The organism is Plantactinospora sp. B24E8 (assembly GCF_039871735.1).
Lineage (GTDB): Bacteria > Actinomycetota > Actinomycetes > Mycobacteriales > Micromonosporaceae > Plantactinospora.
In genome coordinates, this window is record NZ_JBDPMH010000010.1 from 181,816 (window position 1) to 207,052 (window position 25,237).

General features: G+C 72.3%; 22 protein-coding genes. 11 read left to right on the top strand and 11 right to left on the bottom strand.

What is annotated here, in order from left to right:
- Positions 1-17: 17 nt before the first annotated feature.
- On the bottom strand, positions 18-635 hold the full coding sequence (locus ABGB21_RS17825; protein WP_347653957.1) for a helix-turn-helix domain-containing protein: 618 nt from the start codon (positions 633-635) through the stop codon (positions 18-20).
- Between the two features lie 79 nt (positions 636-714).
- Between ABGB21_RS17825 and ABGB21_RS17830 the strand changes: the two genes are divergently transcribed.
- Positions 715-1,647: an NAD(P)-dependent alcohol dehydrogenase gene (locus tag ABGB21_RS17830; protein WP_347653956.1), complete on the top strand. Its 933-nt coding sequence runs from the start codon at positions 715-717 to the stop codon at positions 1,645-1,647.
- Positions 1,648-1,676: 29 nt separating this feature from the next.
- Here ABGB21_RS17830 and ABGB21_RS17835 read toward each other — a convergent pair whose 3' ends face one another.
- On the bottom strand, positions 1,677-2,288 hold the full coding sequence (locus tag ABGB21_RS17835) for a TetR/AcrR family transcriptional regulator (protein WP_347678591.1): 612 nt from the start codon (positions 2,286-2,288) through the stop codon (positions 1,677-1,679).
- 163 nt (positions 2,289-2,451) lie between these two features.
- On the opposite strand from ABGB21_RS17835, the gene ABGB21_RS17840 reads away from it, so the two are divergent.
- The gene (locus ABGB21_RS17840) at positions 2,452-3,108 is read left to right on the top strand and encodes a metal-dependent phosphohydrolase (RefSeq protein ID WP_347653953.1); all 657 of its coding nucleotides are present in this window, start codon (positions 2,452-2,454) and stop codon (positions 3,106-3,108) included.
- Between the two features lie 72 nt (positions 3,109-3,180).
- On the opposite strand, the gene ABGB21_RS17845 is transcribed toward ABGB21_RS17840, so the two are convergent.
- Positions 3,181-4,593 (bottom strand): LPXTG cell wall anchor domain-containing protein, encoded by a 1,413-nt coding sequence (locus tag ABGB21_RS17845; RefSeq protein ID WP_347653952.1) that lies wholly within the window; start codon positions 4,591-4,593, stop codon positions 3,181-3,183.
- Positions 4,594-5,047: 454 nt separating this feature from the next.
- Between ABGB21_RS17845 and ABGB21_RS17850 the strand changes: the two genes are divergently transcribed.
- Complete coding sequence (locus ABGB21_RS17850) at positions 5,048-5,452, top strand: Fur family transcriptional regulator (RefSeq protein WP_347654146.1); 405 nt, start codon at positions 5,048-5,050, stop codon at positions 5,450-5,452.
- Positions 5,453-5,497: 45 nt separating this feature from the next.
- Positions 5,498-7,729, top strand: coding sequence for a catalase/peroxidase HPI (gene katG, locus ABGB21_RS17855; RefSeq protein WP_347654144.1), 2,232 nt, complete (start codon positions 5,498-5,500; stop codon positions 7,727-7,729).
- A gap of 92 nt (positions 7,730-7,821) precedes the next feature.
- Here katG and ABGB21_RS17860 read toward each other — a convergent pair whose 3' ends face one another.
- Entirely contained in the window at positions 7,822-8,460 is a 639-nt protein-coding gene (locus ABGB21_RS17860; protein ID WP_347678593.1) for a TetR family transcriptional regulator, read from the bottom strand.
- A gap of 66 nt (positions 8,461-8,526) precedes the next feature.
- On the opposite strand from ABGB21_RS17860, the gene ABGB21_RS17865 reads away from it, so the two are divergent.
- Positions 8,527-9,222: an NAD(P)H-binding protein gene (locus ABGB21_RS17865; RefSeq protein WP_347653949.1), complete on the top strand. Its 696-nt coding sequence runs from the start codon at positions 8,527-8,529 to the stop codon at positions 9,220-9,222.
- Positions 9,223-9,283: 61 nt separating this feature from the next.
- Entirely contained in the window at positions 9,284-10,144 is an 861-nt protein-coding gene (locus tag ABGB21_RS17870) for a haloalkane dehalogenase (RefSeq protein WP_347678595.1), read from the top strand.
- Positions 10,145-10,165: 21 nt separating this feature from the next.
- Here the strand turns inward: ABGB21_RS17870 and ABGB21_RS17875 are convergent, their stop codons facing one another.
- Together ABGB21_RS17875 and ABGB21_RS17880 are read right to left on the bottom strand one after the other, a co-directional pair.
- Positions 10,166-11,974: a glycoside hydrolase family 15 protein gene (locus ABGB21_RS17875; protein WP_347678597.1), complete on the bottom strand. Its 1,809-nt coding sequence runs from the start codon at positions 11,972-11,974 to the stop codon at positions 10,166-10,168.
- 260 nt (positions 11,975-12,234) lie between these two features.
- A complete protein-coding gene (locus ABGB21_RS17880; protein ID WP_347678599.1) occupies positions 12,235-14,418 on the bottom strand; it encodes a DUF4153 domain-containing protein in 2,184 nt (727 codons plus the stop codon).
- 187 nt (positions 14,419-14,605) lie between these two features.
- Between ABGB21_RS17880 and ABGB21_RS17885 the strand changes: the two genes are divergently transcribed.
- Positions 14,606-15,376 (top strand): HAD-IA family hydrolase, encoded by a 771-nt coding sequence (locus ABGB21_RS17885; RefSeq protein WP_347678601.1) that lies wholly within the window; start codon positions 14,606-14,608, stop codon positions 15,374-15,376.
- A 13-nt stretch (positions 15,377-15,389) separates the two neighbouring features.
- On the opposite strand, the gene ABGB21_RS17890 is transcribed toward ABGB21_RS17885, so the two are convergent.
- Both ABGB21_RS17890 and ABGB21_RS17895 read right to left on the bottom strand, forming a co-directional pair.
- Positions 15,390-15,776 carry a VOC family protein gene (locus tag ABGB21_RS17890; RefSeq protein ID WP_347653943.1) on the bottom strand — a complete coding sequence of 129 codons (387 nt, stop codon included), beginning with the start codon at positions 15,774-15,776 and terminating at the stop codon, positions 15,390-15,392.
- Between the two features lie 3 nt (positions 15,777-15,779).
- Entirely contained in the window at positions 15,780-16,160 is a 381-nt protein-coding gene (locus ABGB21_RS17895) for a DUF1801 domain-containing protein (RefSeq protein ID WP_347653941.1), read from the bottom strand.
- Between the two features lie 224 nt (positions 16,161-16,384).
- On the opposite strand from ABGB21_RS17895, the gene ABGB21_RS17900 reads away from it, so the two are divergent.
- A complete protein-coding gene (locus tag ABGB21_RS17900) occupies positions 16,385-17,269 on the top strand; it encodes a LysR family transcriptional regulator (protein ID WP_347654142.1) in 885 nt (294 codons plus the stop codon).
- An 87-nt stretch (positions 17,270-17,356) separates the two neighbouring features.
- Here ABGB21_RS17900 and ABGB21_RS17905 read toward each other — a convergent pair whose 3' ends face one another.
- Positions 17,357-21,112 carry a S8 family serine peptidase gene (locus ABGB21_RS17905; protein WP_347678603.1) on the bottom strand — a complete coding sequence of 1,252 codons (3,756 nt, stop codon included), beginning with the start codon at positions 21,110-21,112 and terminating at the stop codon, positions 17,357-17,359.
- 362 nt (positions 21,113-21,474) lie between these two features.
- Here ABGB21_RS17905 and ABGB21_RS17910 point away from each other — a divergent pair, with 362 nt between their 5' ends.
- Both ABGB21_RS17910 and ABGB21_RS17915 read left to right on the top strand, forming a co-directional pair.
- On the top strand, positions 21,475-21,645 hold the full coding sequence (locus ABGB21_RS17910; RefSeq protein ID WP_347678605.1) for a hypothetical protein: 171 nt from the start codon (positions 21,475-21,477) through the stop codon (positions 21,643-21,645).
- 140 nt (positions 21,646-21,785) lie between these two features.
- Positions 21,786-22,823 carry a DUF72 domain-containing protein gene (locus ABGB21_RS17915; protein ID WP_347653937.1) on the top strand — a complete coding sequence of 346 codons (1,038 nt, stop codon included), beginning with the start codon at positions 21,786-21,788 and terminating at the stop codon, positions 22,821-22,823.
- Here the strand turns inward: ABGB21_RS17915 and ABGB21_RS17920 are convergent.
- A complete protein-coding gene (locus ABGB21_RS17920; protein WP_347678607.1) occupies positions 22,748-23,686 on the bottom strand; it encodes a threonine/serine dehydratase in 939 nt (312 codons plus the stop codon). The genes ABGB21_RS17915 and ABGB21_RS17920 overlap by 76 nt on opposite strands.
- Positions 23,687-23,799: 113 nt before the next feature.
- Here ABGB21_RS17920 and ABGB21_RS17925 point away from each other — a divergent pair, with 113 nt between their 5' ends.
- Positions 23,800-24,516: an MBL fold metallo-hydrolase gene (locus tag ABGB21_RS17925; RefSeq protein ID WP_347653934.1), complete on the top strand. Its 717-nt coding sequence runs from the start codon at positions 23,800-23,802 to the stop codon at positions 24,514-24,516.
- A gap of 71 nt (positions 24,517-24,587) precedes the next feature.
- Here ABGB21_RS17925 and ABGB21_RS17930 read toward each other — a convergent pair whose 3' ends face one another.
- Complete coding sequence (locus ABGB21_RS17930) at positions 24,588-25,211, bottom strand: hypothetical protein (RefSeq protein ID WP_347653932.1); 624 nt, start codon at positions 25,209-25,211, stop codon at positions 24,588-24,590.
- Positions 25,212-25,237 lie beyond the last annotated feature (26 nt).

Here is a 25,237-nt window from a genome sequence, read left to right on the forward strand (position 1 = left end):
GTGACCCGGCGAGCGGTTCAGCAGATGGCCTCGTCGAGTGGGATGACGGCGGGGCGGGGCAGCGGGGCGGCGCTCCCGGCCCGGAACGCCTGCAGCAGGTAGGCCACCAGGCGGCGCGACGCGGCCACCGTCGCCTCCGGTGTCGCCGCCCGGATCCCGCCGTTGGCCAGCAGGATCAGCGACAGGTCGGCGGGTTCGAAGTCGCGGCGCAGGGCACCCGCGTCCTGCGCGCGGCGGACCAGCTCCGCGAACCCCCGCTCGGCCCGTTCGCGCAGCGCGGTGAACTCCACCGTGCGGGGGAAGGTCGTCAGGAACGCTGCGGAGAACCCCCGGTCCCGGGCCTGCATCGTGCAGACCTCGACGAGCAGACGGCAGAATCCGCGCCACGGGTCGGGGTCGGCGAGGGCGGTGTCGAGCACGCCGGAGCATTCGGCCAGCTGCTCGGTGAAGGCCTCGGTGACCAGGTCCTCCTTGGTGGGGAACCGACGGTAGAGGGTCGCGATGCCGAGGCCGGCCCGGCGGGCGATCTCGTTCATCGGCACGTCCAGCCCGTCCGCCGCGAACGCCTCCCGGGCGACCTGCAGGATCCGGGCACGGTTGGCGGCCGCGTCGGTACGCAACCGAGTTGATGTCATCGGCGGACCTCTCACTTCGGGCCGAGGGGAAGCTCGTGCCCGGCTGCCCTGCTAGAAGTGGAGTATGCCATCCACTTCCATGCGACTCGTGACCTACGACCGGTACGGCCCACCCGAGGTGCTCTCCGTCACCACCGGTCCCGTACCCCGTCCCCGTCCCGGTGAGGTCCTGGTCCGGGTCCGGGCGGTGTCGGTCAACGGCGGCGAGTTGACGATGCGCGCCGGGCGGCTGCGCCTGTTCACCGGCAACCGCTTCCCGATGCGGACGGGAATCGACCTTGCCGGGGAGGTCGTCGAGCCCGGTGACAGCCGATTCGGCACCGGTGACCTGGTCTGGGGGGCGCTCGGGCGCAGGATGGGATCCGCCGCCGAGTACGTCGCCGTGCCTGCCGGGCGGCTCGACCACCTCCCGGCCGGGCTCAACCCGACGGGGGCCGCCGCACTGGCCGTCGGGACCACGGCGATCACCGCCCTGCGGGACACCGCCGCGCTCGCGCCCGGCGAACGGCTGCTGGTACGGGGAGCGACCGGCGGTGTCGGATATGTCGCCGTACAGCTCGGCAAGGCGATGGGGGCACACGTCACCGGACTGGCCAGCGCGGCCAACCTGGACCTGGTGAAGGAACTCGGCGCGGACGAGGCGGTCGACTACCGTGCGCCGGGAGCCTTGGGCCGGTTCGACGTTGTCCTCGACACGGTCGGCAGCGACCTGCCCATGTTCCGGCGGCTGCTGACCCCCGGGGGGAGGATGGTCGCGATCGCGTTCGACCTCGACCGGCCGTTCCGTTCGCTGGGCTACCTCGCGGCGAGCGCCCCGCGCCGGCGCCGGTGGGTCCGCTTCTTCAGTGGCAACCCGACCGCCCCGCTCTTCGCCGAACTCGGTCACCAGGTGGCGACCGGCGCGATCCGTCCGCAGGTCGACCGGGTCTTTCCGCTCGCCGAGGTCGCCGCCGCGCACCGGGCCCTGGAGCGGGGCGGGGTACGGGGCAAGATCGTCATCGAGGTCAGCTGACGCGTGCCGGGTCTTCTCCGGCTGAATGCTCAGTGCAACGGCCGCCCGGTTGACGACCGCAGGTTGTCGATCGCGACGTCGAGGGCCGCCTCGAGGTGGGTGAGTCGGCCGGTGGAGAGCATGATCAAGACGCCGCCCTGGATCCCGGCGAGCAGCGCGGCCGCGACCCGGTCGGCGTCCACCGCGGCGTCGACCTCCCCGACCCCCTGCATGTGTCGGATCCCGGAGGTGAGCTCCGCCTGCCACTGCCACATCAGCTCGGTGACCACCGCCTGCGCCCCCGGGGTGTTGCGACCCAGTTGGGTCACCAGGACGTTGAGCGGGCAGCGCTGCCCCTGCTCCCGGTAGCGGCTGACCACCCGGTCCCGCCACGCCTGCCAGGCGGGCCAGGAGGTGAGGTCGCCGAGCTGCGGTTGCTGGTCCGCCAGTACCCGGTCAGCCTCGTACCGGGCGACGGCGAGCAGCAGTTCCTCCTTGCCCTTGGGAAAGTAGTGGAAGAGCTGGCTCTTGCTGGTGCCGGTGCGGGCCCGTACGGCGTCGAGCGTGGTGACGTGCACCCCGGACTCGCGGATCTCGGCGGCCGCGCCTTCGATGATCCGCCGCCGGGCCGCCTCGCCCTTCGGGGTGAGTTTCCGATCCACCTGCTCCGACCTCCCGTTCTGGACTAGCGGGTCCATTCTATCCAGGGGTTGCCGGGATCCCCGCCCGTGGCGGAGGACTGTCAGGATGACGACGTACCGGATCTCCTCCAGTTTTCGTTCACGTCCGCGAATCCCGCGGACCGAGTTCGGTGAGGTGCCGCTGTTGACCAGGACCGGTCTGCTGGCGCGGTGGCGGACGGCGGCGATCGCGGCCGGAGCGATCCGCGACGTGGCAGTGCTGGAGGCCGGGGCCGACCTGCTGGACCGCTGGGGTGAGGCGCACCGGCGCTACCACAACCTGGACCACCTGGTCGCCGTGCTCGCCGTGGTCGACGCGGAGCAGGAGCACGCCGTTCGCCCCGACCTGGTACGGCTGGCCGCCTGGTGCCACGACGCGGTCTACGACCCCCGGGCCGGCGGTGACACCAACGAGCGGGCCAGCGCCGAACTCGCCGCGGAACTGCTGACCGGACTCGGCGTTCCGGTGGAGGCGGTGGCCGAGGTGGTCCGGCTGGTACTGCTCACCGCCGGCCACCGGGCCGCACCGGGGGACTCCGACGGTGCCCTGCTCTGCGACGCCGACCTCGCGATCCTGGCCTCGCCCGCGGCCAAGTACGACCGCTACGCCGCCGCGATCCGGGCCGAGTACGACCACGTCCCCGACCCGGCGTTCCGGGCCGGCCGGTCGGCGGTGTTGCGGAGTCTGCTCGACCTACCCCGGCTGTTCCACACCCCGGCACTGGCCCGGCGAGGTGAACAGGCCGCCCGGGGCAACCTCCGGCGCGAACTGGCCCGGCTCAGCCTCCCGACGACGGACTGAGCCACAGCGGACTCGGCGGATGCCGCCGACCGCAGCGCCGGTCGTACCGGTCGAAGCGAGGGGCAGGGCGGGTCAGCGGCGTACCGCCCGGCGTCGGCGGGCCAGGTAGAGCAGGGCGAATCCGACGATCAGCAACACGACGCCGCCGACCAGGAAGGTGATCGTGTTCGTGCCGGTGAGCGCCAGCCCGCCGCCCGAACCGCCGGCGTCGGTCTGCCGGGCCGGTGGCTCCGCGACGACGTCAGTCCTGTCCGGCGTCGGCTCGCTGGCCTTCGGGGACGGCTTGGTGGTCCCCGCCGACTTCTCCGGTGTCGGCTTCTGGCCTCCAGGCTGCTGCCCGTTACCCGGCTGCTGTTCGTCGTCGGGCTGCTGCGCGGGCGGCTGATCGTCGTCGGGCTGCTGCCCGTTACCCGGCTGCTGTTCGTCGTCGGGCTGCTGCGCGGGCGGCTGATCGTCGTCGGGCTGGCCGGCCGGCGGCTCGTTGTCGGCGGGCGGCTGGTCGTCGCCGGGGCCGTCGGCCGGCGGCTGGTTGCCGCCAGGTCCGCCGGCCGGCGGCTCGTTGTCGGCGGGCGGCTCGTTCTCGGCGGGCCGCACCCAGATCCGGACGGAGTCGAGCGCCGGGATCTGGTTGGCCCGCGCCATCATCGGGATCCGGTGCGAACCGTCGCCGGCCCAGGAGGAGCACTGGGCGAGGCCGGCAGGCAGCCCCGGCACCTCGACGATCACCTGGTCCGGCTCCCTGCCGCCCTTCCCGTCCTCGGTGGCGACAAAAAACGCCGGTACCGGCGCCGGCTCGGCGGCCGTGGTGGTACTGGTGAGCATCCGGCACGAGGTGTGGAAGTGGCCACGGACCAGGCCGTCCCCGGTGAGGAACGACGACTCCAGGTAGTAGCCGCCCCGGCCGGCCGGCAGGAAGCGGTCGCGGACCAGGTTGCGGGTGCTCACGACGAGCCGGAAACGCTCTCCCTCCCGTACCGTCCGGGGGGCGTCGGCGATCAGCAGGGTCGGGTTCTGGTCCGCGGCCCCCAGTTCGCCGAAGGCGGTCGGGACGCAGCGCTCACCCTCCTGGAAGCCGGTGTGCGCGGCGAGCCGGCTGTTGTCGCAGTTGTTGCCGAGGATCTCCAGGCCGTTGTCCGGGGCGGGGGTCCCGGGCGATCCGGTCCCCGCTGCCGGGGTCGGGGTCGCGTCCGCGCCGCCTTCCTGCTCCGCGCACTCCGTGCCGGCCGGGGAGGTGGACGGTGCGGGGCTGCCGGTGGCCGCGCCGGCGCCGTCGGCGTTCTCCGACGTACCGGTGGCTTCCGGCGTCGACGTGGGCCCACAACCGACCGGGGCCCGCTGGGTGCCGACGGCCCGTTCGGTGCCGGCGTTGGAGGTCTGCGTCACGCCGACCAGGCCGCCGAAGACGGTGAGCGTGGCGACCACGGCGAGAATCCGGCGGCGCGGGCCGGAAGGGGCGGAGACCTGACCGTGGGGCGACGGTCGCATGTGTGTGAACCTCCTGGTTTCGGCGTACTGCGGCTCGGGTCCGGCGGAGATCCGGCCGCCGTGCCGGGTACGTCCTCCGGCACCCGGCTGGTCGGACGATCCACAAGCGACGATGATGTCGTCGGGTCCCGCGCACCGCACCCACACGGTAGGGACCGGCTCGTCGGCGGATCAAACCCCCGACGGAGAAATGTGAATCTCTTGCGCCGCGGCTAATGGAAACTTATGACACGGGGAGCGGCGCCTCCCGGAACCGCTCTCCGTGCTCCCGGGGCGTCCTCCGTTCCCCGGACGACCTCCGTGGTGCGGCGGTGGGCCGACCGACTGTTGGCGAAATGTGAACTTCTGTGCGGTGCTGCCGTCGCTCACCAGTGACATCCCGCCCATTTTCTTGACTGATTCCAAAAAACTGAGCAGACTGCGGTGCGTGTCCACGACCCTCGACGTCCCGCGAATGCTGCGTGGGGCCGCGCTGCGGGTGACCCGTCCCCGGGTCGCCGTGCTGAACGCGGTGCACGCACATCCGCACGCCGACACCGAGGCGATCATCGTTGCCGTGCGTCGGGAGCTTCCCGAGGTGTCCCACCAGGCCGTGTACAACTCACTGCACACGCTGACGGACGCTGGTCTGGTGCGACGCATCCAGCCCGCCGGCTCGGTGGCCCGCTACGAGTCGCGGGTCGGGGACAACCACCACCACGTCGTGTGCCGGTCCTGCGGTCTCGTCGCCGACGTCGACTGCGCCGTCGGTGAGGCGCCCTGCCTGACCCCGTCCGACCACAACGGCTTCGCGCTCGACGAGGCCGAGGTCACCTACTGGGGCCTCTGCCCCGACTGTTCCACCACCGACAGATCCTGATCCGACTGTCCCGCCCACGGAAGGAATCCGTTGTCCGAGAACCCGATGTCCGAGCACCACGAGGCGGTCGTCCATGACGCGGAGGCGGGTGGCGAGTCCCGCTGCCCGGTCGCGCACGGACGCGCCCCCCATCCCACCCAGGGCGGTGGCAACCGTGGCTGGTGGCCGGAGAGCATCAACCTGAAGATCCTCGCCAAGAACCCCGCCGTGCGGAACCCGCTCGGCACCGAGTTCGACTACGCCGAGGCGTTCAAGAGCCTTGACCTCGACGCCGTGAAGCGGGACATCGCCGAGGTGCTCACCACCTCGCAGGACTGGTGGCCGGCCGACTTCGGCCACTACGGCCCGTTCATGATCCGGATGGCGTGGCACAGCGCCGGTACGTACCGGATCAGCGACGGCCGCGGCGGCGCCGGCGCCGGCATGCAGCGCTTCGCCCCGCTGAACAGCTGGCCGGACAACGCGAACCTGGACAAGGCCCGCCGCCTGCTCTGGCCGGTCAAGAAGAAGTACGGCCAGAGCCTCTCCTGGGCCGACCTCATGATCCTCACCGGCAACGTGGCCCTCGAGTCGATGGGCTTCAAGACCTTCGGCTTCGCCGGCGGCCGGGCCGACGTCTGGGAGCCGGAGGAGGACGTCTACTGGGGCCCGGAGACCACCTGGCTCGGTGACCAGCGCTACACCGGCGACCGGGAGCTGGAGAACCCGCTCGCCGCGGTCCAGATGGGTCTCATCTACGTCAACCCGGAGGGCCCGAACGGCAACCCGGACCCGCTCGCCTCGGCGCGCGACATCCGGGAGACGTTCCGCCGGATGGGGATGAACGACGAGGAGACCGTCGCGCTGATCGCCGGCGGCCACACCTTCGGCAAGACCCACGGCGCGGGTCCGGCCGACCACGTCGGTGCGGAGCCGGAGGCCGCACCGATCGAGCAGCAGGGCCTGGGCTGGCAGAACAGCTTCGGCACCGGCAAGGGCGCCGACACGATCACCAGTGGCCTGGAGGTCACCTGGACCACCACGCCGACCCGGTGGAGCAACAACTTCTTCTGGAACCTCTTCGGGTACGAGTGGGAACTGACCAAGAGCCCGGCCGGCGCGCACCAGTGGCAGCCCAAGCACGGCGCCGGGGCGGGGACCGTCCCGGACGCGCACGACCCGTCGAAGCGGCACAACCCGAAGATGCTGACCTCCGACATCGCGCTGCGGGTGGACCCGGTCTACGAGCAGATCTCGCGGCGGTTCATGGAGAACCCGGACCAGTTCGCGGACGCCTTCGCCCGGGCCTGGTTCAAGCTGACCCACCGCGACATGGGCCCGATCCAGCGCTACCTCGGCCCGGAGGTCCCGGCCGAGGTGCAGGTCTGGCAGGACCCGATCCCGGCGGTGGACCACGAGCTGGTCGACGCCGGGGACATCGCCGCCCTCAAGGCGCAGATCGTCGCCTCCGGTCTGTCGGTGGCCCAGCTGGTCTCCACCGCGTGGGCGTCCGCGTCCACCTTCCGCGGCGGTGACAAGCGCGGCGGTGCCAACGGTGCCCGGATCCGGCTGGAGCCGCAGAACAGCTGGGAGGTGAACGACCCGGACGAGCTGGCGCGGGTGCTGCACACCCTGGAGGGGATCCAGCAGACGTTCAACGCCGCCCAGACCGGCGGTAAGAAGGTCTCGCTGGCCGACCTGATCGTGCTCGCCGGTGGGGTCGGTGTCGAGCAGGCCGCCCGGAGCGCCGGCTTCGACGTCGAGGTGCCGTTCACGCCGGGGCGGATGGACGCCTCGCAGGAGCAGACCGACGTCGAGTCGTTCGCCGCGATGGAGCCGACCGCCGACGGGTTCCGCAACTACCTCGGCAAGGGCAACCGGCTGCCGGCGGAGTTCCTGCTTGTCGACCGGGCGAACCTGCTCACCCTGACCGCGCCCGAGATGACCGTCCTGGTCGGCGGTCTGCGGGTGCTGGGCGCCAACCACCAGCAGTCGTCGCTGGGTGTCTTCACCACGACCCCGGGGTCGCTGACCAACGACTTCTTCGTCAACCTGCTCGACCTGGGTACGACGTGGAAGGCGACCTCGGCGGACGCGAACACGTTCGAGGGGCGCGACCTGGCCACCGGCGAGGTTCGGTGGACCGGCACCCGGGCCGACCTCGTCTTCGGTTCGAACTCCGAGCTGCGGGCGCTCGCCGAGGTCTACGCGAGTGACGACGCCCGGGAGAAGTTCGTCCGGGACTTCGTGGCGGCGTGGGTCAAGGTGATGGAACTGGACCGGTTCGACCTGGTCTGATCCGGTGACGTCCGGGCCGGCTCCGTGCGGGGCCGGCCCGGACTGTCGACGTACCGCTGTCGGCCGGCGTCGTGGCCCGCCGGGGGCGAACCTCAGCGGGGCACCGGGCCGACGGTGGTTCGACTGTGCCGTACCGTGACCGACGGGGTGCGGCCCGGCGGCCGGGGGTGCAGGGCGGCGCGCAGCGCCGGCGCGAAGATGCGCCGGACCTCGGCGGACGGCAGTGTGTTGAGCGGCCGGATCGGGTTCAGGTACCGGGTGAAGATCAGACCACCGATCACGCCGACCCCGGCGGCGGCCCGGGCGGTGGCGTCCGGACCCTCGAGAAATTCAGCAATGCGGACGAGCAGCTCACTTTCCAGGTAGCTCCGGAAGGCGTGCAACGTGTCGTCGTCCTGCAACGCCATCCGGTTCTCGGTGGGGGTGGTGGCGTCCCAGAGCGTCGTGACGGCCGTGAGCAGCCGGTCGGCGAGGCCGGCCTGGTCGCCCTGCAAGGCCTCGACGAGAGCGGGCGACCCGACGCAGAGCAGGTTCAACGACTGGCCGAAAAGCCCCTGCTTGGAGCCGAAGTGATAGCTGATCAGCGCCGGGTCCACCCCGGCCGCGGCGGCGACGGCCCGGACCGTGGTGCCCTGGTAGCCGTGCCGCAGGAACAGTTCGCGGGCGACCTCGGCGATCCGGGACCTGGTGTCGGGATTGCCTCGTGGTCGCCCCCGGCTTTTATTCAACACGGTTGAATACTGCGCTCCCCGCCCGGCATGGTCAATCCGATCACGCCCACAGCGAGGAGCGAAGAAATGCGTACCGTCGTCTTCGGGGCCACCGGCCCCACCGGCCGGCAGCTGACCGCGCAGGCGCTGGCCGCCGGCCACGAGGTCACCGCCGTCACCCGTCGGCCCGACGCCATCCCACCCCGTGCCGGCCTCACCGAGGTCGTCGCCGACGTCGCCGATCCCGCCGCCGTCGACCGGGCGGTGGCCGGCAGCGACGCGGTCCTGTCCAGCCTCGGGGTGCCGCTCTCCCCGAAACCGGTCACGGTCTATTCCCAGGGCAACGCGAACATCGTCGCGGCCATGCACCGGTACGGGGTGAAACGGTTGGTCACGGTCAGCTCCAGCGTGCTGGACCCGAGGTGGCGGCCGACCGGCGAGTTCTTCTTCAACAACGTGCTGGACCCGCTGGTGAACCGCCGGATGGGCCGCACCGCGCACGAGGACATGCGCCGGATGGAGGAGATCGTCCGCAACAGCGACCTGGACTGGACGATCGCCCGACCGTCCGGCCTGTTCGACCACCCGACGGTCACCCGGCACCGGGTCGCGGAGGACGTCGCGGACGGGCTGTTCACGGCCCGGGCCGACCTGGCGGCGAGCATGCTGGCACAGCTCACCGACGACCGGTTCGTCCACCGGGCGATGGCGGTGATCACCACCGAGGTCAGGCCCAGCATCGCGGGGCTGATCTGGCGCGAGGCGATCACCAGGAAGAAGTGAAGCCGCACCGCGTCACCACGGCCGGACGAACCTCCCGTTCCACCTCCCGAAAGGTCAGCACATGCCCCGCACGCCCGTTCTCGACTCGATGATGTTCCACCGGGAGACCGGCACCGGGAAGCCGATCGTCTTCCTGCACGGCAACCCCACCTCCTCGTACCTGTGGCGGCACGTCATGCCGGCGGTCGGCGCCGGACGCCGGCTCGCACCCGACCTGATCGGGATGGGGGAGTCCGGCAAGCCCGACGTCGGGTACACCTTCGACGACCACGCGCGGTATCTGGAGGGGTGGTTCGACGCCCTCGGCCTGGACGAGGTGGTACTGGTCGGTCACGACTGGGGTGGCGCGCTCGCGTTCGACTGGGCCGCCCGGCATCCCGACCGGGTCCGCGGCCTGGCGTTCCTGGAGACGATCGTGAAGCCGATGGCGTGGGAGGAGTTTCCCGAGGGCGGCCGGGAGCTGTTCCGGTCGATCAGGACACCGGGTGTCGGCGAAACCATGATCCTCGAACAGAACCTGTTTCTCACCGACATGCTGCCGTTCACCGTCGCCAGCGGCCTCTCCGCCGACGACCTGCGGGTGTACCTGGAGCCGTACCCGACCCCGGCGAGTCGCCGGCCGTTGCTGGAGTGGCCGCGCGCCATGCCGCTGGGCGGCGAGCCCGCCGACGTCGTGACCCGCGTCGAGCGGTACGACGCCTGGCTGGCCTCGAGCGCCGACGTACCGAAGCTGCTGCTCGCCTTCGTACCCGGCCCCGGTGCGATGCTGGGACCGGAACTGGTCGACTGGTGTGCGGCCACCGTCGCCGGTCTCGACATCGCACAGCTCGGACCCGCCGGCCACCACGCACCCGAGGACCAGCCGGAGGCGATCGCCGCCGCGGTACGCGGCTGGGCGGACCGGCACCGGCTGCTGCGGTGACGCCGCCGGGCGGGGCCGGGGTCAGGAGGTCGCCTTCCCGGCCTGGGAGTATCGGTCGATCTGCGTCTCGGTGAGCCGCCAGGCGGCGGCGATCAGCCCGATGTGGGAGAACGCCTGGGGGAAGTTTCCGACCTGCCGACCCGTACACAGGTCGATCTGTTCGGCGAAGAGGCCGACGTCGTTGGCCCTGCCGGCGAGGCTCTCGAAGAGCTCGGCGGCCCGGTCCGGGTCGCCGGCGAGCGCGAGGCACTGAACCAGCCAGAAGGAGCAGGCGAGGAAGCCCCCTGGTTCGCCGGGCCAGCGTCGGACCAGACCGTCGACGGTCAGCTCCCGCTGGATCCGTTCCACCGTCGCCAGCATCCGCGGATCGTCGGCGCGGATGAAGCCGACGAGCGGCAGTGCCAGCACCGAGGCGTCCAACTGGTCGGAGTCGAAGGCGCCGGTGTAGGCGCCGACCCGCTCGTTCCAGCCCTCCCGAAGGATCGTCTCCCGGATCTCGTCGCGGATGGCGGCCCAGCGCCGCAGCTCCGCCGGACTGCCGAGCCGGGTGCCGAAGCGTACCGCCCGGTCCAGCGCCAGCCAGCAGCTCACCTTGGAGGTCAGGTTGTGGCGCAGCTCCTCCCGCATCTCCCACACGCCGGAGTCCGGCTCCCGCCAGGTCTGGGCCGCCTGCTTGATGATGTCCCGCAGCAGCCGGTGTACGTCGTCCGGCAGCGGCTCGAGGCTTCGACGCAACAGCCAGGCAGCGTCCACGATCTGGCCGAGGATGTCATGCTGCCGCTGGGTCCAGGCGGCGTTGCCGAGCCGGACCGAACCAGTCTCGACGTATCCGTCAAGTACGTCGATCTGGCGTTCGCTCAGGTCACGCTCGCCCTCGACACCGACCATGATCGGAACCGGCTCCATGCCCACCACACCGATCGCTTCGGCCATCCAGCGGAAGAGTCTGACCGCCTCGTCCGGGCAGGCCGCGCTGGAGAGCGCCCGGAGGGTCAGACTGAAGTCCCGCAGCCACACGTACCGGTAGTCGTAGGTCTGCTGGCCCTCCGCCGTCACCGGTACCGAGGTGGTCGCCGCGGCGACGACCGAGCCGCTCAGCTGGTAGGTCAGCCCCTGCAGGACCAGCACGCTGTGGCGTACCAGCGGCGCGTACAGGCCTGGGTAGGTGTGCGCGCCGGACCAGGAACGCCACGCCTCGACCGTGTCGGCCAACGCCGCCGACACGTCGACCGCCATCGGCTCCCGCTGGTGGTAGGTCGGCGAGTACGACAGCGAGAACGTCTCCCGCCGGCCGGCTTCCACGGTGAACGTCGCCGACGCGTCGACGTCGCGGCAGTCCACCGGCACCGAGGGGGCCAGCCCGAGTGTGCTGCCGGTCGCCCTCGCGACGATCGTCGTGCCGTGCCGGAGCAGGTGGGCACGCACCCGGCCGTACTCGAACCGGGGCTCGTACGACATCACCATCGGCACGCGCCCGGAGAGCCCTTCCACCTCCCTCAGCAGGAGACCCGGCGGATAGTGTCCGATCTCGTGGCCGCGGGCCTCGGCGTCCAGGGCCAGCCCGTCGGTGATCGCCACCGAGCCGTCCCGCGTGGTGAAGACGGTCCGCACCACCAGAGTGCCGTCGAGGTACTGGCGCTCGACGTCGAATTCGCCGTCCGGCCGGATGAACCAGTGGCCGCCGCTGTCGTTGTCGAGCAGGCGGGCGAAGACCGACGGACCGTCGAACCGGGCCGGACACCACCAGTCGACCGACCCGTCCCGACCGACCAGCGCGCCGGAGCGGCCGTCGGCGAGGAGGGCGTACTCCTCAATCGGGCTGGCGCACACGGCACCTCCCGGACCGGTCGTTTCCCAGCAGCTGAACCATCCGGCGGTCATCCTCGCTCTGCCACGCCCTCGGACCGGCGGCGCGGGTCTCCGGCGGTCCGGCTCGACGAACCCGGACCGAGCGGTCGGCTACCCGTTTTCCGACCGACCTAACGGCGCCCACCGGAGGTGTGTCGCGGTGGCCGGAACGTGTCCCGTCCGCGGGCGTACCGCAGTCCCGGTCCGCTCCGGTACGGCAGCGGCGGTGGACCACCCGTGACTTACCGGCGGGTTTTCGGCAGGTCGAACTGGTCGGCTGCCCGGCAGTCCCGCTGACCGCCGACCGCGTTCGGGCCCAGCCGGTCGAGGGTCTGCCGGGCCCGGAGCCGGCCCAGGTTCCAGGCGTACCAGGGGTCCGGGTCGGCCAGGTCGTCGGCGATCCAGCTCAGCGTGCAGCGGCGTACCGGATCGGGGAGTTTGGCCAGCGCCGGCGTCGCGTCCGCGGAGAGCGCCCGCAGATACCAGGCGTCGATCTTGCCGGTCTCCTGGTAGCGCGCGATGTTGCGGCGGGCGGCGTAGTCCTCCGGGTTGAGTCCGGCCAGCCCGAGCAGCATCAGCACGACGAGCCCCACGGTCGCCCGGGGGATCCAGCCGCCGCGCCAGCGGATCCCGGCGGCCAGGACCATCAGGAAGACCGCGCCGAGCAGCAGTTCGAACGCCATCACGAAGATGCGTTCCCCGGTGAAGCTGTACACCTGCTGGTAGGTGTACATCCGGGACAGCGCGGAGATCACGATCACCACACTGAGTGCGCTGAGCAGGCCCAGCAGGATCCGCAGCAGATGCCGTTCGACCGGCCGGTCACGTCGGGCCCACCGGGTCACCCCGCCCAGTACGGCCAGCGTCAGCAGGGTGACGACGACGAGTTGCCAGAAGCCGCTGCGGGCGTACTCGGCGTAGCTCAGACCGGCGGTCTCCAGCACGTGCCGCTGGCCGCCGAAGAGCACGGTGAACTGTACGGCGACAAAACCGCCGAAGAGCAGGGTCAACGCGGCGATCGCCGGAGCCCACTCCATGATTCCGAGCCGGCGTCCGCTCGGCTTGTCGACCGTGGAGAGGTCCGGTGGCGCGGCCAGGGTGTAGACCGCGGCGGTCGCGATCAACCCACCCACGGCGAGCAGGAAGAGCCAGGTGAAGACCGAACCGACGTTGACCTCCGGCGCGAGTTCGCCGAGGACCACCGAGAAGGCGGCGTCGGCCGAGGAGAGCAGTGCGCCGAAGACGAGGAGTACGACCACCGTCGCCGCCGCCGACCCGACGATCCGACGGGTCGCGCTGGGACTGGCGGTGACGCGGACGTGGCGACGGACCCAGGGCAGGCCCCGGAATCCGGCGAACGGAGCGGCCACCAGGCTGAACAGGATCGAGCGTACGAGCCGGCCGCCGACGATGGCCAGCGCGGCGCAGCCGAGCGCGCCGAGAACGCAGAACGTCACCAGCCACCAGGCGTTGCGGAAGGCGAGCACGCTGAGCAGCGCGAGCGCCGCGACCGCCCAGCCGGCCCGGACCCACCGTTCGGCGCGCGGCAGTGCGGCGGTGTGCCGACGGACCACGACGACCACTCCGATGGTCAGGGCGAGCCAGCCGAGCAGCCAGCCGATTCCGGTGCGATTGAGCGGGACAAAAAGTGCCTGCCCGAGCGCTCCGGCGAGAACCGCCGCCGGCACCGCCCAGCCCCGGCCGGGTTTCGGCCCCGGCCAGCGGGTCTGCAGGAAGGACGGAGGCGGCGGGCCGAGCGACACGTGGTACGGCCGGGCTGGGGCGTATCCGGGCGCTGCCGGCCAGCCCGGTGGCAGGGCGGTGCCGGGTGGCGGGGCGGTGCTGTGTGGCGCGGTAGTGCTCTGTGGCGGGGCGGCGGGGACCCCGGTCGGTCCGGCCTCTGCCGGCGGCGGAGCGGTCGTGCCGGCGGCCGTGGCGGTGGCCCCGGTCGGTGGCGTGCCGGCAGCCGTGGCCCCGGTCGGCGACGTGTCGGGGGCCGGCTTCGCCGCCGGAGCCTCGACGGATGACGTCCCGCCGGACGTCTCGGCGGCTCGGGCCGCCTCGGCCGGCTGGGGCGTCCCGGCTGACTGTCCGTCGGGCGTGGCCGGTTGCGGGTCGGCCGGTTGCGGGTCGGTCGGCTGCCTGCCCGCAGGCGGCGTCCCTGTCGGACGTACCCCGGGTGCGGCCACCGCATCGGCCGGCACCAGCGGTACGAACACCGCGTACCCCTGGGTCCCGGCCGGGATGGTGACCGGGATGGCCCAACCCGGCTGGCCTTCGCCGCCCGGCCAGGTCATCGTCGGCGGTGCGCCGTCGCCGGCCGGCATGACCAGCAGGTACGGGGTACCGGTCCGGGAAGGGTTGCCGCCGACCGGCCCCGGGGCGGCGGATGGCGGCGAGTCCGGCGCCGATGGCGACTCAGACAAGAGGTTCTCCTTGGTCGAGGGTGCGCACACTGTACGACCCACCCGCCCCCGCGCGTCGCCCGGTCATGCCGTCACGACCGCGGCGGGTCCGGACGGTTATTCATCCCCGGCGGGGTACCGACCGTCGCGGCAAACCCGGCCGGGTCGTCGATACCGGTGGTCGGGTCGGGTCGGTGAGAATGCGGTGGTGCTCCGTCCACCGCGCGCATTGCTCCTGGACTTCGGCGGTGTACTCGTCGACGGGCCGCCGCGCCCGCCAGGCGCCCGCCGCTCGGCGCCGCCGGACCTGGTCCGACGGCTGCACCTGCTGGTCGGACCCGCTGTCCCGGAGGACCGGATCGGGCAGGACCTGCTCGACGGTGCCCGACGGTACGCCGAGTGGCGGCACGCGGCCAGCGCCGAGCCGAGACCGGTGGAACTCGGACACGAACAGGTGTGGGGCGAGTTCGTGACCGTCGACTGGCCGGAGCCGGCCCGGGAGGCGGTACGTCGGGAGGCGACCCCGCTCAGCTATGCCTGGTCGTGGCGCGACGACTGGGAGGTGCGACCGGGCATTCCCGAGGCGCTGCGGGCGGCGACGGACGCCGGGCTGCCGCTCGCCGTGGTGAGCAACGCGCTCTGCGGTGCCGCGCATCGGGACTTCCTCACCGCCGCCGGGCTCGGTGACCTCTTCGTGGTCCAGCTCTACAGCGACGAGCTGGGTTTGCGGAAGCCGAACCCGGAGCTGGCCTGGCGTGCGGCACGGGAGGTCGACGTACCCGTGGAGCAGTGTTGGTTCGTCGGCGACATGCCGGACCGGGACATCCGCTGTGCCCGTCGGGCCGGCGCGGGGGCGGCGGTGCTGATGCGTTCGGCGCGTACCGGTCGGGCGCGCCCGCTGTCGGACTGCGCGCCCGACCGGGTCGTCGAGGACGGTCACGGGCTACTCGACCTGCTTGGCCGTACCCTGGGCGGCTGATCGGGGGGCGTCGTCAGGACGGCGTGTCCTGCGGATACCAGCGCAGTTCGACGGTGTTGCCGTCCGGGTCCCGTACGTAGACCGCCTGCGCGTCGCCCCGGGCGCCGAACCGGGTCCCCGGCCCGTCGACGACCGTGAACACTCCCGAGTCGACGACCTCCCGCCAGTCGAGCGGCTCGACGACCAGGCAGATGTGGTCGAGCGTCGCGCCGTCGGTGCTGACCACCAGGTCCAGGATCGTCTCCGGGCTGACCCGTACCGAGGGGAACGGGGCCGTGCCGGCCCGCCACTCGGCGACCCGGACCGGCTCCAGACCGAGCCGGCCGCAGTAGAACTCCAGGGCACGCTCGACGTCCCGTACCCGGAGCACCACATGGTCGAATGCCTTCACCCGCAACATCTGTTACCTCGATTCCAGGTCGTGTGCGTGCCGCAACCAGGCGGTGAAGAGGTCGGTGTCGACCTCCTCGGCGGTGGTGAGCTTCACCGACGCCATCTGACGGGCGCCGGGGACGAGCCGTCCGGACCGGTCGTCGACCTCCCGGCCCCGCCACAGCCCGAAGGTGACGTACGACCCGTACGCCTTCAGCAGGCAGACCGGTCGCTGTCCGGGTTTCGGGCCGAGGCTCCAGGTCGGGTGGCCGTGCCACATCGCGCCGGTCGTCCCGGGCAGCGCGGCGTTGATCACGTCGTGCAGGCGCTCGCCGATCTCCCGCAGCGGTTCGTCAAGTCCGGCCAGGTAGTCGGTGACCGGATTCCGGAGGGTCTGGGTGTCGCTGGACATACGTTCCGCTTCCGTCGTGTGGGGTGGGCCGCTGCCGGAGATTCCCGGTGCCGCCGGTGACGACCTCCACTATTCGCACTGCCGCGGCGGCCACCAAGACGCGATCACACTACGATCGTTGCGCCAGATTCAACGATCCGACGCCGCCGGGGACGGAGGGACAGCGCCGGGGACGGAGGGACAGGATGCCGGAGCCCGGGACCGGGTCGGTCGTCTCCGACCAGCTGCTGGAGCGGTACGAGATCGAGACGTTCCTGACCCTCGCCGAGGAGCTGCACTTCGGCCGTACCGCACAGCGGTTGCGGGTCACCACCGGCCGGATCAGTCACGTGGTCAGGAAGCTGGAACGCCGGATCGGCGCGCCGCTGTTCGCCCGGACCAGCCGGGTCGTCCAGCTCACCCCGATCGGCCGGCAACTCGCCGACGACCTGACGCCGCTGGTCACCGGGATGACCGAGGCGGTACGTCGGGCGGTCGAGGCCGGCCGGGGGGTCACCGGACGGCTCCGGGTCGCCTTCCTCGGCGAGTGGACGGCCCCGACCCTGCTCAGAGCGGTGAACCTCTTCACCGAACGACATCCCGACTGCGCCGTCGAGGTACGCGAGGTGCAACTGGCCAACTCCCGGGCCAGCCTGCTCGACGGCTCGGTCGACCTGCTCATCGCCTCGTTCCCGTTCGACGGCATGGCCTGCGGACCGCCCCTGCTGGCGGAGCGGCGGCTGCTGGCCGTCGCCGCCGGGCATCCGCTCGCCGACGCGGAGTCGGTCTCGCTGGAGGTTCTCGCCGAGTTCCCGGTCGTGCAGTACCCGCCGGCCACCTCGGCGGAGTTCAAACGTGACCGGACCCCGGAGCGGACCCCGGCCGGGCGACCGGTGCCGAAGGGCCCGGTCGGCAACACGTTCTCCGAGATGCTGTCGCTGGTCGCGCTCGGCCGGGGTGTCCTGCCGGTCGGGGAACTGACCCGGCGCTACCACTCCCGGCCGGACATCACCTACGTCCCGATCCACGACGCCCCGCCGATCCACCGGGGGCTGGTCTGGTCGGAGAGCAACGCCACCGCCCGGATCCGCGAGTTCGTCCGGGCCGCGACGGACGCGAACCGGAACTGACCACAGAGCGCCGCCGCCGCCGGGCGGGACCGCCGGTCGCGGCCCGCCCGACGGCGGCATGTGGGGGACGGGTACGTCAGTCGACCGTCACCGCAGCCCGAAGGCCCGGGTGATGGTCTGGGTGACCGTGTTGCCGGCGCTGTCCGCGGCGGCGACCCGGAGCGTGACGAAGGAGGACCCCTTCGGCGCCTTCAGGGTCGTCCGCCAGCCGGATTCGTCCCGCTTCAGCTCGGCCCGCTGCCAGTGCGTACCGTCGTCGTACGAGATCTCGACGGTGGGCGTACGGACCGTCGCGGAGACCCCGGGCAGGTGCGACGGGGTCACCGTCAACCGGCTGTTCCGGGCCGCCCGGCCGTCCTCGTCGGTGGCCACCGCGTAGTCGAGCTGGATCAGCGGCAGGACCTCGGACATCTCCGCCCCGGTCGCCGCCGAGGTGAAGTTCCACTCGGTCAGCGTGTGCCGGGAGTACGGGTTCGTCCAGTCGGCCCGGTCGTTGTCGACCACGATCCGGTACGGCAGCCGCTCCGGGGAGAGCCCGCTGACCGGCAGGTATTCGGCGTTGCCCCAGAGCAGTTGACGGTCGCCCTGGTAGAGCGCGGCCCAGTTCTTCACGTCGTAGTTGCCGTACGCGTCACCGATGTGGCCGCCGCCCGAGTCACCCCAGCCCGGCACCGGAACGTAGACCGAGTCGAGGTAGCGCAGCGGCATGGCGAGCAGCGGACCCATCCGGGGCCGCTGGACCGGTCCGAACCAGTTCACCTGGTAGGTCTTCTCCGCCGTGTAGCGCAGCGCGTCGAGCGAGTCCTGCCCGGTCTCGCCGAGGATGTCGGCGCTCTCCACCCAGTCGGCGTCGGCGGTGACCCAGTCGGTCCGCTCACCCCGGGCCGGGGCGGTCAGCTGGTTGCCGACCACCCAGCCGTGCCAGACGTCGCCGCGGAACTCGCTGGCCTTGCCCGGCCGGTGGTTGCGGAACGAGACGTCCACCCGGGCCAGGTCCCGCTTCTCCGACCGCCACGTCGGGTCGGCCGGAACCGCCCCGGTCCAGTGCCGCACCACGTCGTACAGGTACTCGGTGGTCGGGTTCGCGGTGACGGTCAACTCGACCGGTCCCCGGCTGAGGCGGGCGAGCAGGGCGGCACCCTGGTCGGCGTTGAGCGTCGCCACGGTCAGCGGTGCCGGGCGCTCCGGGGTCCACGGGGTCTCGTCCCACGGCGCCAGCCGGCCGATTCCGGTCCCGGCGACCAGCAGCAGCTGCGCGCCGGCCGCCGCGGCGGCCTCCGCCTGCTCGGCGATGGTGACGGTGTCGCTCTGCCGGACCACCACGGCCCTGCCCCGGACGTCGTGCCGGGCCAGCGCCGCCGGGCTGCCGTCGTCGCCGAGCACCGCGGTCAGCTTCCGGGTGCCCTTCGGCAGCGGGGTGCTGCCCCGCTTCACCAGCAGGTCACCGAAGGTGTCGGACCTGGTCGCCACGGTCAGTGCCGGCTGTTCCAGCCGGAACCGGGCGCCGAACTCGAACTCGCCGTCGGTCACCTTACGGCCGGTCGGCAGCGCCCACATGCTGTCGTACGACTCGTTCGGCAGCATCGAACTCTCGACGAGGCTGTCGCCGAACGAACGGTGCACGTCCAGCCGCATCCCGAACGGATTCCCCGGCTGCGGCACGTACGCCCTGATCTGCTTGGCCTTTCGGGCGTCGAGGGTGACGGTCCGGTCCTGGTCCAGCGACACGTCGGTGAAGCTGAGCAGCGCCATGCCCAGCGAGTGGGGTCCGTTGGCCCCCTGCACGTCGGCGCTGAGCCAGCCGCTGTAGCTGCCAGGCGGTAGCCGCAGCGTGGCGCTGCCGCTCTCGTCCAGGTCGACCGCGGTGAAGAGGTCCTTCGTGGTGACCAGGACCTTGGCGCCGGGGATCGGCTGGCCGGAGCGGTCCCTGGCGACGATGTGCAGGTTCTGTCGCTGCCCCTCCTTGCCGGCCCCGACCAGGGTCTTGGCCCGGACCGTACCGGCGCCGTCGGTGGCGGTGACCATGCCGCTGAGCTCCCGGTCGGCGGGCAGCAGGTCGAACGCCGCGGTCAGGTCCACCGAGGCGGTGCCGTGCGCCGGCACACTGACCCGGTCGGCGGAGAGGGCGAAGAGCCCGGTCGGCGCGTCCGGTACCTCCGTCCGCAGGGCCAGCTCGACCGGTGCGTCACCGACGTTGGTGTACGTCACCTTCTGCACGTCGACCTTGCCCGGCTCGACCGGCCAGGACTGGTAGCCGGAGTAGGCACTGACCGTGCCGAAGACGGTGCTCCGCACCGCCGCCGGGATGTCGACCCGACCGGCGCCGGCCTGGTACGGCGAGTACGCCGGGGTGGCCTTGCTGCTGCTGACCAGCGCCTCCTTGAGCTGGGGGCCGGTCCAGTCCGGGTGGGCGGCGGCGAGCAGCGCGGCGGCACCGCTGACGTGCGGGGTCGCCATCGAGGTGCCGCTCATCACCTGGTAGGAGCCGGTGCCCCGGACGAGGTGGGAGCGGGCCGCCAGGATCTCCACCCCGGGGGCGGTGATCTCCGGCTTGAGCCCGCCGTCGGTGCGCGGGCCCTGGCTGGAGTCCTCGGCGAGCCGGTCGTCACGGTCGACCGAGCCGACGGTGAGCGCGGCGTCCGCCGTACCGGGGGTGCCGATGGTCCGCGGGCCGCTGTTGCCGGCGGCGACCACGAACAAGGCGCCGGTCTCGGCGCTGAGCGTGTCGACCGCCTCGCTGAGCGGGTCGGTGCCGTCGGTGCCGGCGCCACCCAGGCTCATGTTGATGATCCGGGCCCGCTCCTGCCGGGCCGCCCACGCCATGCCGGCGAGGATCCAGGACTCCTGGCCCTGGCCGTCGCTGTCGAGCACCTTGCCGACGTGCAGCCGGGCGCCGAAGGCGACGCCCCGTTCGGTGCCGTTTGAGGCGGCACCGGTACCGGCGATCGTCGAGGCGACGTGTGTGCCGTGCCCGTGGTAGTCCTCGACGTACTCCTCGTACGGCACGAAACTGGCGGTGGCGTCGATCTGTCCGGCGAAGTCGGGGTGTTCGGTGTCGATGCCGCTGTCCAGGACGGCGACCTTCACCCCGGTCGCGGTGTTCCCGCCGGACCAGATCTCCGGCGCGCCGATCTGGGCGGTCGAGTCCGCCAGGTTCGCGGTCACCTTGCCGTCCAGCCAGATCCGGTCGATGCCGGCGGCGAACGACGGGGTGCCGGTGGCCCGCCGGGCGGTGGTGCCGCCGGTCGTCCCGGTGACCGCCGACCAGAAGGTCGGGGCCTGGTCGCGGTCCTGCACGACCGCCGAGCCCTGCACGGCGTCGAGCGGACGTACCACGGTGGAGCCGGGGACCGTGGTGGTGCGCCGGGACCGGGCCGCGGCGTCGGTGTACTGGACGATCAGCGGCAGCCGGTCGGTGTGGGCGTCGTCGTAGCCGTCGGCGACCAGCCCGGTGACGTTGAACAGCCGCTTGTCGAGCAGACCGGCGGTGACGTACGGCAGGGCGGCGTCCGGATAGACGTACGTCGCGCCGTCGAGCACCACCCGGTGGAAGGTGCCGGCGGTCCCGTCCGGACTCTCGACCGACTGGACGACGGTGCCGTCGGCGGCGGTGCCGATGGTGACCCGGTCACCGGTGACCAGGGTGACCCGGTGCGTGCCGGCGCCGGAGGGCGGCAGGGCGGCGGCGCCCGGCGGCAGCACCGGACCGGTGGGACCGGCCCCGCCCGGCGAGTCCGGTGGTTCGGCGGGTGCCGCGGCGGTGGCCGGGGTGATCCCCACCGCCAGGGCGGTCAGCACACCGAGGGCGACCAGCCCGGGCCTGCGGATGGAAACGGAAGGCAACGAGAACCTCTTCGGGTCGGCGAACGAATGGCAAGATCAACGGATCATCCGACCGGTTCCCGGACGCATCAACACGTGACGGGTGGCGTGGTTGCGCCATGGCGCAGTCCCGCCAGGTCCTGCGGCCAGCGTGTCGTACGGGGGAGATCGGTCCGGATCGGACCGGCGATCAAACGAGAACTTTATGGGAACGATTTTCATCACGGTAAAGGTGGGTCCCGGGTATCCGTGACAACCGACCCGTCGACGTCGTCGGGGAGCGGCCGTCGAGGGGCGGCCGTCGGGGGGCGGGGCAGGTCCGCAGCCGGTCGGCATTCCGACAGCGACAACGGACCGGACCGGTCGGTCACCCCGGGTGACCGGTGTGCCGGCTCCCGCCCTGCCTGGAACAACAGCGGCCCACCAGCGGTTTTGTCCGGACCAGCCGGGCCGACGGTCGCCTCGTCGCGCACCGCTGGAGCAGCAGCTCCAGCACCTGGTACGACCAGACCACCCGCACGGTCGTCTTCGGCCGCGTCGACCCGTACGCCTGACCGTCCCGCCGTCCCGCCGTCCCGCCGTCCACGCCGGAACCGCCGGCACCGGTTCTCCCGGTGCCGGCGGTTCCGGCGTCGAGGAATTTCGGCCGGTCGGGGAGGTTTCGACCCCGGTGTCGGGTGGAGAACTGGCAGACATGGGCGAGTTGAAGGTAGGCACCTCCTCGTGGGCGGACCGGTCACTGCTCGCCTCGGGCTGGTATCCCCGGTCGGTCAACACCCCGGCCGGCCGGCTGGCCTACTACGCGGAACGGTTCGGCCTCGTCGAGGTCGACACCACGTATTACGCGCTGCCGGCGATCGAGACGGTGCAGGCGTGGGCCGAGCGGACCCCGCCCGACTTCACCTTCAACGTCAAGGCGTTCAGCCTGTTCACCGGCCATCCGACCGAGGTGTCGGCGCTGCCCCGCGACCTGCGACCGGAGGGCCGGGACACCGGTCGGGTCCGCCGCCGGGACCTGCCGGCGAAGACGTACGAGCGGTTGTGGGAAAGGTTCCGGTCCGTGGTCGCGCCGCTCGACGCGGCAGGCAAACTCGGCGTACTGCTGTTCCAGTTCCCGCCCTGGCTGGCCCACGGCGAGCCGGCCAAGCGGCGGATCCGCGAGGTCGCCGAACGCTGCCGGCCGTGGCGGCTCGCGGCCGAGTTCCGCAACGCCACCTGGTACGACCCGACCACCGCCCCGGACACCTTCGGATTCCTCGCCGGGCAGGACATCTCGATCGTCAGCGTCGACATGCCACAGGGGTACGCCTCGTCCGTCCCGCCGCTCCTGCTCGGCACCGCCGAACCGGCCGTGATGCGCCTCCACGGCCACAGCCCGGCCTGGGAGACCGGGGACAAGCAGGAGAAGTTCCGGTACGCGTACGGCGACGACGAACTCGCCGACTGGGCCGGCCGGCTCCGCGACTTCGCCGCCGAACACACCGAACTGCACGTACTGCTCAACAACTGCTGCGGTGACCAGGCGCAGACCGACGCCGCCCGACTGGTCGAACTGCTCGGGCCGGCCGTGCGCTGGCCGCGCGCCGGCCAGGTCGACCTGCCCCGACCCCGAGCGGGGCAGCGGCCCGGTCCCCGGCGGCAGCCGGGCGGGAGCGCTCAGCCGAGGTCGGCCGGATCGGTGTTCGCGCCGCAGAGCAGGACGGCGACCCGTTCCCCGTCGGCCGGCCGGTAGACACCGGAGGTGAGCGCGGCGAAGGCGGCGGCGGTGCCGTGCTCCACCACGACCCGGTACCGGTCCCAGAGCAGCCGGCGCGCCTCGACGATCCGCGCGTCGTCGACCAGCACACTCGCCACCCCGGTCCGGACCGCCACGTCGTAGGCGATGTCGCCGACCCGGCGGGCGCCGAGCGCGTCGGCGGCGACGCCGGAGACCGCCACGTCGACCGGGCGGCCGGCGGCCAACGCCGCGTGCAGGGTCGGCACCGACTCCGGCTCCACCGCGACCGCCCGGGCCACCCCGTCCAACGCGGTCGCCAGCCCGGCCAGCAGCCCACCACCGCCAACCGCGACCAGTACGGTGTCCAGCCCGTCGACCTGTTCGAGCAGTTCCCGGCCGACGGTGCCCTGACCGGCGCAGATCTCCGGCTGGTCGTACGCGTGGCAGAAGAGCGCACCGGTCTCGGCGGTCCGTTTGGTCGCCGCCTCGTACGCCTCGGCGTACTCCCGGCCGTGCCGGACCACGATGGCGCCGAGCCGGCGCAGCTTCGCCACCTTCACCTCGGGGGCGGCGGCCGGCACGTACACCTCCGCCGGGATGCCGAGACGGCGCGCCGCGTAGCCGACGGCGAGGCCGGCGTTGCCGCCGGAGGCGGCGACCACCCCGGCCGGCGGAAGTTCCCCGGCCTCGGCCGCGGCGAGGATCCGGTTGAACGCGCCCCGGGCCTTGAACGAGCCGGTGTGCTGCAGGTACTCCAGTTTGAGCCAGAGCGCGCCGGCCGGACCGGCGGAATCCGGCTCGACCTCGACCACCGGGGTCGACCGGACATGCCCGGCGATCCGGGCCGCCGCGCGCGCCACGTCGGTACGGCTGATCATGACTACCCTCCGCTCCGCCTGCTCCCGCCGTACGGTAGTCGGGTGGAGTGCGCCGGTCGGGTCATGGTGAGGCAGGCCACCCGGTCCGGTGGCGGACCCGTCGATCCGAGGAGTTGATCACCATCACCACCCTTGTGCCGCTCGCCGGGCGGGTTTGGCTCTTCCCCGGCGACCCCGATCCGGAGAACCTCCGGGGCAGCGTCGCCGTGGTCGCCGACGACCACGGCAGTCTGGTCGTCGACGCCGGCCAGTCACCGGCGCACGCGCGGGAGATCCAGGCCGCGATCCGGGACGCCGGGCTGCCTGCGGCCCGCCGGCTGGTCTACACCCACCACCACTGGGACCACGTCTGGGGCGCCTGCGCCTGGCCGGAGGTGGAGGTGGTCGGCCACGTCGCTGGCCGGGAACTGCTCGAAGCCGAGGCGGCCCGCCCGTGGAGCCACCGCTACCTGCGCGACGAGGTCCGGGCGAACCCCCGGCTGGGGCCGAGCTTCCGGGGCCGGGCGCTGGCGATGGAGGGCTGGGACGACTTCGCGGTCGTCCCGCCGCACACCACCTTCACCGACGAGCTGACCCTGCCCGGCGACGTACGGCTGCGGCACGTCGGCGGCGGGCACGCCCCCGACTCGACGGTTGTCCTGGTGCCGGACTCGCAGGTGGCGCTGCTCGGCGACTGCTTCTATCCGCCGCCGTTCCACCTGCGCGGCCCGGACGACGGACCCGACCTGGCGATGGCGCACGACCTGCTCGACGACACCTACCAGTGGTACGTCGACAGCCACAGCGAACCCACCACCCTGGAGCAGGCCCGCCAACTGCTGTCCGGCTGAACCCGGGCCGTCACTCCGTCAACCCCGGCCCCGCACCGCGATCTGTGTCGGGGCCGGGGTCCGGCGCCGGATCAGCCGGTCAGGTTGTCGTGGCCCGCCACCGTGACCCGCGACTGTCGTGCTGCGACGGCACTGTCGGCTGCCGAGGGCGTCGACCGGGCCTGGTCCCGCAGCCCGCGCACCCCGAGGTAGAGGAACGGCAGCAGCAGGAGCAGGTCCGCGACGTGCGCGACGGAGACCTCTCGGGTGATCCGGCTCAGTGGGAAGGCGAGCGCCCCCAGACAGAGCAGCACCCCGACCGGCAACGGTGCGGCGCGCAGCCGGGCCAGCGCCGCGCCGAGCGCGAAGAGGACCAGCGGGAAGAGCGGCCCGGCGGTCCAGAACAGGGTCGTCGCCGCGAACGCGTGCTGGTCGAGCAGTTCGACGGCCCGGGCGTGCGAGGCGCCGAAGAGCTCCTCGTGGATGCTCTGCACACCGAACGAGATTCCGCCCAGGGTGGCGAAGACGGTCAGCGGCACCGCCACCGCCACGTAGCGGGGCGCGCCGGCCCGCAGCCGGTCGTAGAGGCCGAGCAGGCCGACCAGCCAGCAGGCCACGGAGAGAGCGGCGAGGGTGCCGGCCGTGGCACCCTGCGTCTCGGCCTGCCAGAAGAAGGTGGCCAGCAGGTTGAGGGTGGGACCGAGGATGAGAAACATGGATCTGACGCTATGGACGGCGGATC

Coding starts and splice junctions, on each gene's coding strand:
- ABGB21_RS17825 (WP_347653957.1), bottom strand. CDS start 635: ATGACATCAACTCGGTTGCGTACCGACGCGGCCGCCAACCGTGCCCGG.
- ABGB21_RS17830 (WP_347653956.1), top strand. CDS start 715: ATGCGACTCGTGACCTACGACCGGTACGGCCCACCCGAGGTGCTCTCC.
- ABGB21_RS17845 (WP_347653952.1), bottom strand. CDS start 4,593: ATGCGACCGTCGCCCCACGGTCAGGTCTCCGCCCCTTCCGGCCCGCGC.
- ABGB21_RS17850 (WP_347654146.1), top strand. CDS start 5,048: ATGCTGCGTGGGGCCGCGCTGCGGGTGACCCGTCCCCGGGTCGCCGTG.
- katG (WP_347654144.1), top strand. CDS start 5,498: ATGTCCGAGCACCACGAGGCGGTCGTCCATGACGCGGAGGCGGGTGGC.
- ABGB21_RS17865 (WP_347653949.1), top strand. CDS start 8,527: ATGCGTACCGTCGTCTTCGGGGCCACCGGCCCCACCGGCCGGCAGCTG.
- ABGB21_RS17870 (WP_347678595.1), top strand. CDS start 9,284: ATGCCCCGCACGCCCGTTCTCGACTCGATGATGTTCCACCGGGAGACC.
- ABGB21_RS17890 (WP_347653943.1), bottom strand. CDS start 15,776: ATGTTGCGGGTGAAGGCATTCGACCATGTGGTGCTCCGGGTACGGGAC.
- ABGB21_RS17895 (WP_347653941.1), bottom strand. CDS start 16,160: ATGTCCAGCGACACCCAGACCCTCCGGAATCCGGTCACCGACTACCTG.
- ABGB21_RS17915 (WP_347653937.1), top strand. CDS start 21,786: ATGGGCGAGTTGAAGGTAGGCACCTCCTCGTGGGCGGACCGGTCACTG.
- ABGB21_RS17920 (WP_347678607.1), bottom strand. CDS start 23,686: ATGATCAGCCGTACCGACGTGGCGCGCGCGGCGGCCCGGATCGCCGGG.
- ABGB21_RS17930 (WP_347653932.1), bottom strand. CDS start 25,211: ATGTTTCTCATCCTCGGTCCCACCCTCAACCTGCTGGCCACCTTCTTC.